The sequence below is a fragment of the Citricoccus muralis genome (genome assembly GCF_003386075.1).
GTDB classification, from domain to species: Bacteria; Actinomycetota; Actinomycetes; order Actinomycetales; family Micrococcaceae; genus Citricoccus; species Citricoccus muralis.
This window is the reverse complement of sequence record NZ_QREH01000001.1, coordinates 2,165,429-2,177,451: the sequence shown is the minus strand read 5'-3', so window position 1 is coordinate 2,177,451 and position 12,023 is coordinate 2,165,429. Positions and strand designations below refer to the sequence as shown.

Below are 12,023 nucleotides of genomic sequence, written 5' to 3'. Positions count from 1 at the left end.
TGCGGGGTTCAGGGCACCAGGTAGTCGGAATCCCGCGCGTCGGTGATGAGCATGTGCCCGGGTGCGTGGCCGATCGCCAGTGGGGGTCGCGACTCCATGACGGCCGCCTGCGGGGTCACGCCGCACGCCCAGAAGACCGGGATATGCCCGGCCGGGATCTCCACCGGGTCGCCGAAGTCCGGGCGGGACAGGTCCGTGATCCCGAGTTCGTGCGGCGCCCCCACGTGCACGGGCGCCCCGTGGACCGCGGGGTAGCGGGAGGTGATCCGGACGGCGTCGGCCACCTGGGACGCCGGGACCGGCCGCATCGAGACGACCAGTGGCCCGGACAGGGTCCCGGCCGGGGCACATCGGGTCGAGGTGCGGTACATCGGCACGTTCACCCCCTGCTGCTGGTGGGCCACGGGCACGCCGCCGGCCACCAGAGCTGCCTCGAAGGTGAAGGAACAGCCGACGATGAACGTCACGAGGTCCTCCCGCCACCAGTCGGTGATCTCGGTCGGCTCCGCCACCGGCATTCCGTCCTCGTAGACCACGTACCGCGGGACGTCCGTGCGGATGTCGCCGCCGGCCAGTAGGCCGGAGGTGACCTGGCCGGCGTCGAGCACGCCCAGCAGGGGCATGGGCTGGGGGTTGCGCTGGGCGAACAGCAGCAGGTCGAAGGCGTGGGGCGCCGGGACGATGATCAGGTTGGCCTGGGCATACCCCGCGGAGATGCCCGACGTCGGCCGCACCAGCCCGGCGCGGAAGCGCGCCCGGGCCTCGGCAGGGGAGAGGGTGGACAGGTTCTCGGTCATGCGGTTCAGGCTCCGGTCAGCAGGTCGATGGCGGGGCCGAAGGAATAGACAGCCAGGAACACGGTCACCAGCCAGGCCATCACCCCGATGACGATGAGCCACACGGGGTACAGGTAACCGCCCAGCAGGTCCCGGCGGCGCAGGGCGACCCACAGCAGCACGGCGAAGCCGATGGGCAGGATCAGGCCGTTGAACGCCCCTGCGAAGACCAGCAGGGTCTGGGGCGCCTGACCCAGGAAGGCGTAGATCACGGCGCAGACGGCGATGAAGGCCACGGTGAGCATGTTGCGGCGGCGGGGGTTGCCGTCCGTCCTGGTGATGAAGGAGACGGAGGTGTAAGAGGCGCCGATCACCGAGGTGACCGAGGCGGCCCACAGGACCACGCCGAACATCCGTAGCCCGATCTCGCCGGCGGCATGCTGGAACGCCTCGGCCGCCTGGTTGTCACTGGTCAGAGCCACGCCGCTGGCCACCACGCCGAGGATCGCCAGGAACAGCAACACTCGCATGACACCGGTGACGATGATGCCGAGGATGGAGGTGCGGGTGATCTCCTTCACAGCCCCTGGGCCGCGGATGCCCGAATCGATCATGCGGTGGGCACCGGCGTAGGTGATGTAGCCGCCCACCGTGCCGCCCACCAGGGTGGTGATGACCAGGATGTCCACGGTCTCCGGCATGACCGTGTTCTTCAGGGCCTCTCCGACGGGCGGCGCGGCCACGACGGCCACATAGAGCATGAGCAGGATCATGACGGCGCCGAGCATCACGACGATCCGGTCCAGGGCCATGCCGGCCCGCTTGGACAGGAAGATCAGGATGGCGACAGCCGCGGAGACCACGCCGCCGATCTTCGGATCCACGCCGAGCATGGCATTGGCCCCGAGGCCGGTCCCGGCGATGTTGCCGATGTTGAAGACCAGGCCGCCGGCGAAGACCAGGGCCGCGAGCACCCAGCCGATGCCCGGTAGGACCTTGTTGCCGAGTTCCTGGGCGCGCAGCCCGGAGATGCCGATGATGCGCCAGACGTTCAGCTGTACGGCGATGTCCACAAGGATCGAGATCAGGATGGCGAAGGCGAAGGCAGCGCCGAGCTGGACGGTGAACGTGGTGGTCTGGGTGATGAAGCCCGGACCGATGGCGCTGGTCGCCATGAGGAACATGGCACCGAGCAGGGCCGTGCGCTGGGCGTTTCTCGGACGCCGTTTCCGGGCGGCCGGGGCGTTCGCGAGTGCGGGGTCCTGCGTGGGTTCCTCCATGGTGTCCTTCCAGGGGCGCGTGATGCGGGTCACCGATTGAATCTGTGGGAACACTACAGGTTGTTCAACAATCATGGCAATACATTGTTCAACAATCAGAGCGCGTGACCCGGGGAGGGGGAGCATCCTCCAGCCGGAGGACACGGCGGAGGGCCGGTTGAAACGGACCGCTCCGCGGGCGCAGACTGGCCGCATGGCCAAGAAGAACGCATCCAAGGAATCCGACGCCCCGCAGATCAAGGACGAGGAGATGTACGAATCCCTCCGCGAGGACGGGGCCAGCAAGGAGAAGGCGGCCCGGATCTCGAATGCCGCCGCCCGAGACAGCCGGTCCGAGGTGGGTGAGCGCGGCGGCGAATCCGGTTCCTATGACGACTGGACCGTCGAGGAACTGAAGGACCGTGCCAAGGAGCTGGACCTCTCCGGCTACTCCGATCTCCGCAAGGAAGAACTGATCGACAAGCTGCGCAACCACTAGTCACCGCCGGTGAGCAGCCGCAGCAGCGCCCGGTCCGGCTGACGGTCCAGGTCCATTACCCGTCCCCGCTCGAACAGGTCCACCACCCGGGGGTCCACGTAGGACTCCCGGGCCACGGTGGGCGTGTTGTGGAGCAGGTCGGCCGCCGCCTGCACGGCGATCTTCACCGCATCCGGCCCGCTCACTCCGGCGCGGTGTGAACGGGCCAGGGATCGGGCCGCCGCCACGGTCCCCTGCCACGTGCGGAAGTCCTTCGCGGTGAACTCCAACCCCGCCAGGTCCGTGAGGTAGTCATTCACATCCGCTGCCGTCACACCCTTCCACTCCCGGCGCCGGCCGGATTGGACCGGATAAGCCAGGGCGGGGGCCTTGCGTGGCGTCGCCGGGACGCCGGCGAGGAACTCCGCGAGATCCGCATCCCGCAGGGTCACGTCCCACTCGCTGCCGGACTTGCCCCGGAACACCAGGTGGACATCGTCGCCGACGACGTCCATGTGCCGTCGTTGCAGGGTGGTGGCGCCGAAGGCCTCCAGCTGGCCGGTGTGCTCGGAGCCGCCCACACGCAGGGCGCCGCGGTCCATCAACCGCACGGCCGCTGCCAGGGTCCGACGCCGGCCGCTCACCTCGCCGTTCCCGTCGCGGGCCCCTGCTCCGCCCGTACCGTCAGGGCCCGGCGTCCCCGGCCGGAGGTCCCGCGTGACGTGGCGGCGCAGGCCGGGCAGGGCCTCGGCGAAAGACAGGGCCCGCTCGTACTTCTCTGCGTCCCGCCGCGCACGCCACTGGGGGTGGTAGAGGTACTGTTTCCGGCCGGCGTCGTCGATCCCGGTGGCCTGGATGTGGGCGTTCTCCGAGGCGGCGATCCAGACATCGGTCCAGGCCGGCGGGATGACCAGGCTACGGATGCGCTCGAGGGTCTTGGTGTTGGTGATGCGGCGGCCGTTGGCGCCGCGGTAGGTGAAGCCCGTACCGGCTCGACGGCGGGTGTAGCCCCCGCTGCCCGGAACCGATGCCGTCAGCCGGGGCATGTCAGGCGCTCTTGCGACGCTTCGCCGACGAGGCGGACCCCGACTTCCGGGACGACGTCGTGGACCTCGAGCCGGACTTGGCGCCGGACTTGGTTCCGGCCTTCGCAGTCGATGTGGTTCCGGACTTGGAACCGGACTTGGTACCGGACTTGGTTCCGGACTTCGTCTTCGATTTCGCCCCCGATTTGGCTCCCGATTTCGCTGGTGATTTGCCCCCCGACGTGGTGCCGGACGCCGTGCCTGAGCCCTTGCCGGATCTGCCGCCGGCCGCCTTGCGACCGCCCCGCTTCTTGTCCAGGGACGCCTTCAGGGCCTGCATCAGGTCGATGACCTCGGCATCCTCGCCGGTGTCCCCGCCACCCGGCTCTTCCCCGCGCTCGCCGAACGTGGCGGCAGTGTCCAGGGACTCGCCCTGCTCGAGTTTGGCGTCGACGAGCTTGTGCAGCTCCACCTGATAGGTGTCCTCGAACTCCTCCGGCGTGAAATCCGAGGCGAACTGGTCCACCAGGGCCGCCGCCAGCTTCTTCTCCTTGGTGCCGATCTTGGCCTGGGACCGGGTCGCGGGGAAATCGACCTCCCGGACCTCGTCCGCCCAGTGCATGGCCTGGAGCACCAGGATGTCGTCCTGGACACGCAACGCGCCCAGCCGGGTCTTCTGGCGCAGCGCGAACGTCACCACGGCGGTACGGTCGGTGTCATCCAGGGCCTGCCTCAGCAACAGGTAGGACTTCGGGGACTTGCCCTGGGGTTCCAGGAAGTAGCTCTTGCCGAACATGATGGGGTCGATCTGGTCCGAGGGGACGAACTGCACCACCTCGATCTCGTCGTTCTGCGCTTCCGGCAGCGAGGCGAAGTCCTCGTCGGTGAGGACCACGGTTTGCTCGCCATCCTCGTAGGCCTTGTCGATGTGCTCGTAGTCGATCTTCCTCCCGCACACCTCGCAGCGGCGCTGGTACCGGATCCGGCCGCCGTCGGCGTCGTGGACCTGGTGGAAGCTGATGTCATGCTTCTTCGCCGCCGAGTACGCCTTGACAGGGACGTTCACCAGGCCGAAGGTGATAGATCCAGACCAGATGGCTCTCATGGGCGTCAGCATAGGCCGTTGTCGGCAGCCGGGGGGAGAGGTGGCATGGCACGATCCGCGCGGCAGACTTACACCGTCGGTGAACACCAGCTCTCCGTCTCCAGCCTCGACAAGGTGCTCTACCCGGCCACCGGCACCACCAAGGCCGAGGTCATGCAGTACTTCCTCGCAGTGGCGGACGTGCTCATACCGCAGGTGGCCCAGCGCCCGGTCACCCGCAAGCGGTGGGTGGACGGCGTGGGCACGGCAGAGAAGCCCGGACAGGTGTTCTTCCGCAAAGACCTCGAGGACTCTGCGCCGTCCTGGATCCCGACCGGCAGGATCGCGCACACTGACCACACCAACACCTATCCGCTGGCCAATGAGCCGGCCGTGCTGGCGTGGTTCGCCCAGGTCGCCGCCCTGGAGTTGCACACTCCCCAGTGGCGCTTCGGCCGGAACGGGCAGCCGTGCAACCCGGACCGCCTGGTGCTGGACCTGGATCCGGGGGAGGGGGTGGGCCTGGCCGACTGTGCCGAGGTGGCGCGCTGGTGCCGGGACATCCTGGCGGACATGGGCATGGAGTCCTACCCGGTGACCTCGGGGTCCAAGGGCATCCACCTCTACGCCGCGCTGGACGGCCAGCACAACGCGGACGCCATCAGTGCGGTGGCCCACGAGCTGGCCAAGGCGTTGGAGGCAGATCATCCGGATGAGATCATCTCCAGCATGCGCAAGGCCAGCCGCGCCGGCAAGGTGTTCGTGGACTGGAGCCAGAACAACGGATCCAAGACCACCGTGGCTCCCTACTCATTGCGCGGGCGGGACCGTCCCTGGGTGGCTGCGCCGCGGACCTGGGTGGAATTGGATGACCCGGACCTCAAGCACCTGGAGCTCGCGGACGTTCTGGAGCGGGTCGCCGACGGCCAGGACCCGCTGGCACCCCTCGGTTGGGTGCCGGACGGCGCAGACAGTTCCGACGGCCCGGACGGGGGCGACGCTGGCCGGCCGCCGGGTGCACGCGGCCGCGGCAACGGTTCGGGCACCGGCGCCGCGAACGACCGCCTCGAGAAGTATCGGTCCATGCGGGACGCGAGCAAGACTGCCGAACCGGTGCCGGGGGAGGCGCCCGTGGAACGGCAGCTCGGCGAGGGCGAGCGGCCGACCTTCGTCATCCAGGAGCACCACGCACGGCGACTGCACTGGGACTTCCGGCTCGAGCACTCCGGGGTGCTCGTGTCCTGGGCGGTGCCCAAGGGGCCGCCCCTGGACACCGGGACCAACCGGCTGGCCGTCCAGACCGAGGACCACCCCCTGGAGTACGGCACCTTCGAGGGCACCATCGCGAAGGGCGAGTATGGCGCCGGAGAAGTCACCATCTGGGACGCGGGGACCATCGAGATCGAGAAGTGGCGGGAGGGCAAGGAGGTCATCGCGGTGTTGTCCGGGCGCCCGGACGGCGGCCTCGGCGGGGTGCCGCGGCGCTATGCCCTGATCAACGCCCCCGGCATGGGCGGGGAGGACAACTGGCTGCTCCACCTCATGCAGGACCAGCCGGAGGCGAACACGGCGAAACCCCATGAGGATCGCGCCCCGAAGCCCACCACGAAAGCTACCGCGAAGGGTTCGACGGCCGCCGGATTCACCGTCGCAGACCTGCCCGCTCCGATGCTGGCCACCTCCGGTCGGCCGGCCGACCTCACTGCAGATGAGGACTGGTCCTACGAGATGAAGTGGGACGGCTACCGTCTCCTGGCCGGGGTGTCGCCCGGGCAGGTTGTCCTGGCCAGCCGCAACGGCAAGGACCTGACGGCCGACTATCCCTCCCTGCAGGAACTCACGGGGCTGCTCACCGGGCCGGCGGCGGAGTGTGGCGGGGCGGTGCTCGACGGGGAACTCGTGGCCCTGGACGACCAGGGCCGGCCGGACTTCGGACTGCTCCAGGAGGTGAGCGGCCGCACCAGCCGGGGAACGCGGCGTCGGGGCCGGTCCAGCCGGACCGGACATTCCGGACGGACCCGTCAGACCGACGGGTCCGCCGCCGAATCGGAGGGGATCGAGTTGCGGTATCTGGTGTTCGACATCCTCCAGCTGGGGCCGCCGGGCGCCTCGGGGCGGCAGGTCCGCTCCCTCCTGCGCACCACCCATGGCGAGCGTCGAGAGGTGCTGGAGGCCGGCGTCGGGAACGGGGACGTGGTATCCGTGCCGCCGGGATACCGCGGGACGCTTGCCCGGGCCCAGCAGGCCAGCCGCGATCTCGGGCTCGAGGGCGTGGTCGCCAAGAGGACGGATTCCCTGTACCTGCCGGGGCGGCGCGGCTCCGCGTGGATCAAGCTGAAGCTGCAACAGCACCAGGAGGTCGTGGTCATCGGGGCCCGGGAGGGCAAGGGAGGCCGGTCGGGCGGGATCGGCTCCCTGCTGGTGGCCGTCCCGGACGAGGCGGGCGAGCTGCGGTACGCCGGGCGGGTGGGCACCGGTTTCTCGGCGACCCAGCTGGCGGAGACCGAAGCCCGGTTGCGGCCCCTGCACCGCAAGACCCCGCCGGTGCCGGATGTGCCCGCCGAGGACCGTTCCGACGCCTGGTGGGTCACCCCGTCCCTGGTGGGCGAGTTGTCCCTGGCCGGCCGGACCCGTTCCGGCCGCGTTCGACAGGCCTCGTGGCGGGGCTGGCGTGAGGACAAATCCCCTGACGAGGTGCGCTGGGAGATCCCGTGAGCCGCGCGGCGCACGGCCCCGAGCCGGCCGACGAGAACGCCTCCCCGGCGCAGGACGGAGAGAGCGCGTCCCCGGAGACGGCCTTCCGGCATGAGACGCCGGCGGAGAAGCTGGACCGCAACTGGAGTGACCTGCTCCAGGAGCTGCGGGTGATGCAGACCGGGACACAGATCGTCACGGCGTTCCTGATGACGTTGCCGTTCCAGGCCCGGTTCGCGGAGGTGGCCAGCCATCTCCAGGGGTGGTATCTGGCGCTGCTGGTGACGGCGGTGCTGTTGACCGTCCTGATGCTGCTGCCCGTGGTGATCCACCGGCGCTTCTTCGGCCAGCTCGTCAAGAACCGCACCGTGGCGCTGGGGGACCGCGTGGTGCGGATCTGCCTGGCTGGGATGGGACTGTTGCTGGCCGGTTGCGTGGCGTTCATCGCCCACGTCCTGGTGGCCACTGACGTGGCCTGGTGGATCACCGGCGCCACCGCCCTCGTGATCGCGGTGCTGATGGGGGTGCTCCCGCCGCTGCTGCGCCCCGGGCCGCGGGCCGGCGGCCAGACCCGTACCGGGCCACCAGGTGGGGAGTCTCCCGTGCTCAGCCGGTGACGTACCGGTCGGTGACCGCCAGGGCCTGGTCCAGGATGTCCAGTCCGTGGCGCACCACTTCGTCTGGGGCGTTCAGTGGCGGGGCCACATGGATGCGGTTCATGTTCTGGAACGGCAACAGCCCCAGCTTCTTGCACTCGGCCACGAGCTCGTTCATCTCGGGGGAGGATCCGCCGTAGGCGGCCATGGGCTCCTTGGTCTCCCGGTTCTTCACCAGCTCCACGGCCCAGAAGGCGCCCAGGCCGCGGACGTCGCCCACGGAGGGGTGCGCCTCGAAGATCTCCTGCAGACGCGGTCCGATGATCTCCGCACCCAGCCGGGCCGCGTTGGCCACCATGCCCTCGTCCTGCATCGCGTTCAGCGTGGCCACGGCCGCGGCACACGCCAGCGGGTGGCCCGAGTACGTCAGCCCGCCCGGGTAGGGCGTCTCGGCGAAGGTCTCGTAGACCGCGTCCGAGAGGGCCACCCCGCCGAGTGGCACGTAGCCGGAGTTCACGCCCTTGGCGAAGGTCAGCAGGTCCGGCTCCACGCCCCAGTGGTTGACCGCGAACCACTGGCCGGTGCGGCCGAAGCCCACCATGACCTCGTCCGCGATGAACAGGATGCCGTACTTGCGGGTCAGCTCCCGTACCCCCTGCAGATACCCGGCCGGCGGCACGTAGATCCCCGCGGTGCCGGGGACGGACTCCAGGATCACCGCCGCGATCGACTGCGGCCCCTCCAGCAGGATGGTCTGCTCCAGATGCGCCAGCGCGCGCTCGGACTCCTCCTGCTCGGTGGTCGAGTGGAAATAGCTGCGGTACGGATAGGCGGGCATGAAATGGGCGACGCCGGCCGTCGCCTTGTCGACGGGATTCCGCCGGGGGTCTGCGGTCAGGGCGAAGGCCAGGTCCGTGCCCCCGTGGTACGCGCGGTAGGCGGACAGGACCTTGGGCCGGCCCGTGTGGACCCGGGCCATCCGCACGGCGTGCTCCACGGCGTCCGCACCGGCGTTCGTGAAGAACACGTGGTTCAGGTCCCCGGGCGCCAGGTCCGCCACGAGCCGGGCCGCCTCGGACCGGGCGGCGTTGACGTGGGCGGGGTTGATGGTGGCGATACCCGCGGCCTGCTCTTGAATGGCGGCCACGACCTTCGGGTGTGAGTGGCCGATGTTCGTGTTGATCAGCTGGCAGGAGAAGTCGATGAGCCGGTGGCCCTTCCCGTCCCAGACATAGGGTCCCTCCGTCTGGACGACCGTCATCGGCGTGATGGTCCGCTGGGCGCTCCACGAATGGAACACGTGCTCGCGGTCGAGGTCGTAGGCCTTGCGGCCGGCGGCCAGCAGATCCTCGCTGATAGACGGGTCGGGGGACACGGGTTGAATGGTCATCGACTCTCCTGGTACTGGCCGGCGTGCATCGTGGAGTGTCCATCATGATGTGTCAGGGGACACTCCTATACACCAGCATGCCTGATCCACCGCGGCGGCGGGTGTGTGCGGGCCAATGCGACCGAGGGCGAACAGGTGTCAACAGGTGGGAACAGAGTTATCCGGTTCACGTGGCGTGATGCGCGCCGGGCCCCGCTAGCGGAATGGCACCATGGGACCATGGACCCCGTGAAAGATTCTGTTCAGGTGGACCGGGGCGCGGAGTCCTCCGCGGAGACCGGCCTCGACGGCGTCCGCTGGCTGTCCGCCGCGGAACGCAGGGCCTGGCTGACCCTCGTGGCCACCCACATGCAGCTCATGCCCACCCTGGAGGCAGACCTTCAGATGGAGGGCACCGTCAGCTTCTTCGAGTACCAGGTGCTGGCCATGCTCTCGGAGAGTGGTGAGGCATTGCCGATGAGCGAGCTCGCCGCGCGCACGAACTCCTCCCTGTCACGGCTGTCCCATGTGGCGCGCAAGCTCGAGAGTCGTGGCCTGATGCGGCGCAGCCCCTCGAGCGAGGATGCTCGCGTCACCATGGCCGTCATCACGGACGAGGGGATGGCTGAGATCGTCCGTCTGGCCCCCCACCACGTGGCCAGCGTGCGCGCGCGGTTGCTGGACAGCCTGGATGACCGCGACCTGGCCGACCTGGGCCGGATCGGCTCCAAGATCCTCGCGCATCTGGACCCGGAGCACTGGGTCTTCCGGGATCCGGCCTTGGCGAACGACAAGCCCCGGCCCGCCTAAGCGGCTCCCGTCGCCCAGTTTGAACGATGCGGGACTGTGCCCTAAGATGGAACGGCGTTAAGCCACGTTGAGTTGTGGTGTGCCCATGTTCCGCAGGGGCCGCCAGGACATCGGAAAACAACGTGCTTCCCGTAACCGGATCCCCGGCCAGCCTTCACCGGCGCCGGCTGGGGACTCACCGTCTTCCCCCGCGATATAGGGCACTTCGGTTGGATCTCACCCAGCCTGGTTACCCTTCGGAAAGTCGCAGTAAGAGCGCGGTGTCACAACTGGTGGCGGGACTCGTGGAGCGCCCGGTTCGTCCGGAGGCTTCACAACGGGTTCCGCCCGTTCTTTTACTACTACTTGCAACGAGGAGTGATCATGGCAGCAAACTGCCAGGTAACCGGGGCTGGGCCAGGTTTCGGCCACAGCATTTCCCACTCGCACCGTCGCACCAAGCGCCGGTTCGACCCGAACATCCAGAAGAAGACCTACTGGGTTCCGTCCCTGCGCCGCAACGTGACGCTGACCCTGTCCGCCAAGGGCATCAAGACCATTGACGTGCGCGGTATCGACGCCGTCATCGCCGACCTGCTCGCCAAGGGAGTGAAGCTCTGACATGGCCAAGGACAAGGACGTACGTCCCATCATCAAGCTGAAGTCCACCGCCGGCACCGGGTACACCTATGTGACCCGCAAGAACCGCCGCAACACCCCGGACCGCATCGTGCTCAAGAAGTTCGATCCGGTTGCACGCCAGCACGTCGAATTTCGAGAGGAGCGCTGAGGCATGGCCAAGAAGTCCATGATTGCCAAGAACGAGCAGCGTAAGGTCATCGTTGCCCGCTATGCCGAGAAGCGCCTGGAGCTGAAGAAGACCCTGGTCGACCCGAACGCTTCTGATGAAGCGCGCGAGGCCGCCCGCGTGGGCCTGCAGAAGCTGCCCCGCAACGCCTCCCCGGTGCGCGTCCGCAACCGCGACGCCATCGACGGCCGCCCGCGCGGTACCTTCCAGAAGTTCGGCATCTCCCGTGTCCGCTTCCGCGACATGGCCCACCGTGGCGAGCTGCCGGGCATCACCAAGTCGTCCTGGTGACGTCTACCCGGTGACAACCCGCCGGCCTCTGGCCCGGTGACGGTGCCTTCCGGCACCAAGCACACCATCCGAAGGGGTGGCAGACCGTTGGGTCTGCCACCCCTTCGGTCGTTTTGGCCTCTGAGGGTCCTCGTCCCTCCGCGGGCGAACGTGCAGGGTTGAGTCTGGATGTGGGCAGGCCCGGACCAGGATGGTCGTGACCAACGGGATGAAGGGCCCTCTCCTCTGCGGAGAGGGCCCTTTGCCGCCGTGAGGGTCCCAAGAGGCGGAAATTTGTGGGAATTCCCCTAGAATCCGCGTGTTTACGGGCTTCCATGGCGTGTTTCCGCGCTTTCGGGTGGTAGCTTTCGAAGCACGTGCCCGGATCTGACCGGTTCGGGCCAAGGGAAACCACCATCGAAGTCCAGGAGGACACATGGCTATGAACCGCAGTGAACTTGTCGCCGCCGCCGCCGAGAAGACCGGCAACTCCCAGGCCGCCGTGAATGGCGTGCTGGATGCCGTTTTCGAGATCTTCTCCGCCCAGGTCTCCAAGGGCGAGAAGGTCACCATCCCCGGCTGGCTCGCCGTCGAGCGCACCGACCGCGCTGCCCGCACCGGCCGCAACCCGCAGACCGGCGAGACCATCCAGATCCCGGCCGGCCACTCGGTCAAGATCTCCGCTGGCTCCAAGCTGAAGGCTGCTGCCACCGGCAAGTGATCCAGGACGGCCCCGGCCGTGGCCCTCACGGGTCCCGCCATCCGGCCATCGACGAAGGCGCTCCACTCGGTGGGGCGCCTTCGTCGGTTAACTCCTCGGCATCCTGTGGCCGGCCCCAACCCCGGCCTCGCAGTTTTCTACAGCCGGTAGAATC

13 protein-coding genes are annotated in these 12,023 nt (G+C 68.6%); 8 read left to right on the top strand and 5 right to left on the bottom strand.

What is annotated here, in order from left to right:
• Positions 1 to 8: 8 nt before the first annotated feature.
• Both C8E99_RS09660 and C8E99_RS09655 read right to left on the bottom strand, forming a co-directional pair.
• Entirely contained in the window at positions 9 to 797 is a 789-nt protein-coding gene (locus C8E99_RS09660; protein ID WP_115932109.1) for a putative hydro-lyase, read from the bottom strand.
• Positions 798 to 802: 5 nt separating this feature from the next.
• A complete protein-coding gene (locus tag C8E99_RS09655; protein ID WP_115933380.1) occupies positions 803 to 2,056 on the bottom strand; it encodes an NRAMP family divalent metal transporter in 1,254 nt (417 codons plus the stop codon).
• Positions 2,057 to 2,249: 193 nt separating this feature from the next.
• Between C8E99_RS09655 and C8E99_RS09650 the strand changes: the two genes are divergently transcribed.
• Positions 2,250 to 2,534, top strand: a complete 285-nt coding sequence (locus C8E99_RS09650; RefSeq protein WP_115932108.1) for a DUF7218 family protein — start codon at positions 2,250 to 2,252, stop codon at positions 2,532 to 2,534.
• Here C8E99_RS09650 and C8E99_RS09645 read toward each other — a convergent pair.
• Positions 2,531 to 3,559: a DNA topoisomerase IB gene (locus tag C8E99_RS09645; RefSeq protein ID WP_115932107.1), complete on the bottom strand. Its 1,029-nt coding sequence runs from the start codon at positions 3,557 to 3,559 to the stop codon at positions 2,531 to 2,533. The two genes, C8E99_RS09650 and C8E99_RS09645, sit on opposite strands and share 4 nt — an antisense overlap.
• 1 nt (position 3,560) lies before the next feature.
• Positions 3,561 to 4,643, bottom strand: a complete 1,083-nt coding sequence (gene ku / locus C8E99_RS09640) for a non-homologous end joining protein Ku (protein WP_115932106.1) — start codon at positions 4,641 to 4,643, stop codon at positions 3,561 to 3,563.
• 45 nt (positions 4,644 to 4,688) lie between these two features.
• On the opposite strand from ku, the gene C8E99_RS09635 reads away from it, so the two are divergent.
• Positions 4,689 to 7,337 carry an ATP-dependent DNA ligase gene (locus tag C8E99_RS09635; RefSeq protein WP_115932105.1) on the top strand — a complete coding sequence of 883 codons (2,649 nt, stop codon included), beginning with the start codon at positions 4,689 to 4,691 and terminating at the stop codon, positions 7,335 to 7,337.
• Positions 7,334 to 7,933 carry a DUF6328 family protein gene (locus C8E99_RS09630; RefSeq protein WP_115932104.1) on the top strand — a complete coding sequence of 200 codons (600 nt, stop codon included), beginning with the start codon at positions 7,334 to 7,336 and terminating at the stop codon, positions 7,931 to 7,933. The genes C8E99_RS09635 and C8E99_RS09630 overlap by 4 nt, the downstream gene beginning before the upstream one ends.
• On the opposite strand, the gene C8E99_RS09625 is transcribed toward C8E99_RS09630, so the two are convergent.
• The gene (locus tag C8E99_RS09625; protein ID WP_115932103.1) at positions 7,923 to 9,302 is read right to left on the bottom strand and encodes an aspartate aminotransferase family protein; all 1,380 of its coding nucleotides are present in this window, start codon (positions 9,300 to 9,302) and stop codon (positions 7,923 to 7,925) included. The two genes, C8E99_RS09630 and C8E99_RS09625, sit on opposite strands and share 11 nt — an antisense overlap.
• 246 nt (positions 9,303 to 9,548) lie before the next feature.
• Here C8E99_RS09625 and C8E99_RS09620 point away from each other — a divergent pair, with 246 nt between their 5' ends.
• The 5 genes from C8E99_RS09620 to C8E99_RS09600 all read left to right on the top strand — a co-directional run bounded on the left by C8E99_RS09620 (position 9,549) and on the right by C8E99_RS09600 (position 11,869).
• A complete protein-coding gene (locus tag C8E99_RS09620) occupies positions 9,549 to 10,091 on the top strand; it encodes a MarR family winged helix-turn-helix transcriptional regulator (RefSeq protein ID WP_425452924.1) in 543 nt (180 codons plus the stop codon).
• 363 nt (positions 10,092 to 10,454) lie between these two features.
• Positions 10,455 to 10,691 (top strand): 50S ribosomal protein L28, encoded by a 237-nt coding sequence (gene rpmB, locus C8E99_RS09615; RefSeq protein ID WP_115932101.1) that lies wholly within the window; start codon positions 10,455 to 10,457, stop codon positions 10,689 to 10,691.
• Between the two features lies 1 nt (position 10,692).
• Positions 10,693 to 10,860 carry a 50S ribosomal protein L33 gene (gene rpmG / locus C8E99_RS09610; RefSeq protein ID WP_115932100.1) on the top strand — a complete coding sequence of 56 codons (168 nt, stop codon included), beginning with the start codon at positions 10,693 to 10,695 and terminating at the stop codon, positions 10,858 to 10,860.
• Positions 10,861 to 10,863: 3 nt separating this feature from the next.
• Positions 10,864 to 11,169, top strand: coding sequence for a 30S ribosomal protein S14 (gene rpsN, locus C8E99_RS09605; protein WP_115932099.1), 306 nt, complete (start codon positions 10,864 to 10,866; stop codon positions 11,167 to 11,169).
• A gap of 415 nt (positions 11,170 to 11,584) precedes the next feature.
• Complete coding sequence (locus C8E99_RS09600; RefSeq protein WP_115932098.1) at positions 11,585 to 11,869, top strand: HU family DNA-binding protein; 285 nt, start codon at positions 11,585 to 11,587, stop codon at positions 11,867 to 11,869.
• Positions 11,870 to 12,023: the final 154 nt, after the last annotated feature.

What these genes read in the sequence shown, in the direction of transcription:
- C8E99_RS09660 (WP_115932109.1), bottom strand. Translation starts at nt 797, where the DNA reads ATGACCGAGAACCTGTCCACCCTCTCCCCTGCCGAGGCCCGGGCGCGC.
- C8E99_RS09655 (WP_115933380.1), bottom strand. Translation starts at nt 2,056, where the DNA reads ATGGAGGAACCCACGCAGGACCCCGCACTCGCGAACGCCCCGGCCGCC.
- C8E99_RS09650 (WP_115932108.1), top strand. Translation starts at nt 2,250, where the DNA reads ATGGCCAAGAAGAACGCATCCAAGGAATCCGACGCCCCGCAGATCAAG.
- C8E99_RS09645 (WP_115932107.1), bottom strand. Translation starts at nt 3,559, where the DNA reads ATGCCCCGGCTGACGGCATCGGTTCCGGGCAGCGGGGGCTACACCCGC.
- ku (WP_115932106.1), bottom strand. Translation starts at nt 4,643, where the DNA reads ATGAGAGCCATCTGGTCTGGATCTATCACCTTCGGCCTGGTGAACGTC.
- C8E99_RS09635 (WP_115932105.1), top strand. Translation starts at nt 4,689, where the DNA reads ATGGCACGATCCGCGCGGCAGACTTACACCGTCGGTGAACACCAGCTC.
- C8E99_RS09625 (WP_115932103.1), bottom strand. Translation starts at nt 9,302, where the DNA reads ATGACCATTCAACCCGTGTCCCCCGACCCGTCTATCAGCGAGGATCTG.
- rpmB (WP_115932101.1), top strand. Translation starts at nt 10,455, where the DNA reads ATGGCAGCAAACTGCCAGGTAACCGGGGCTGGGCCAGGTTTCGGCCAC.
- rpmG (WP_115932100.1), top strand. Translation starts at nt 10,693, where the DNA reads ATGGCCAAGGACAAGGACGTACGTCCCATCATCAAGCTGAAGTCCACC.
- rpsN (WP_115932099.1), top strand. Translation starts at nt 10,864, where the DNA reads ATGGCCAAGAAGTCCATGATTGCCAAGAACGAGCAGCGTAAGGTCATC.
- C8E99_RS09600 (WP_115932098.1), top strand. Translation starts at nt 11,585, where the DNA reads ATGGCTATGAACCGCAGTGAACTTGTCGCCGCCGCCGCCGAGAAGACC.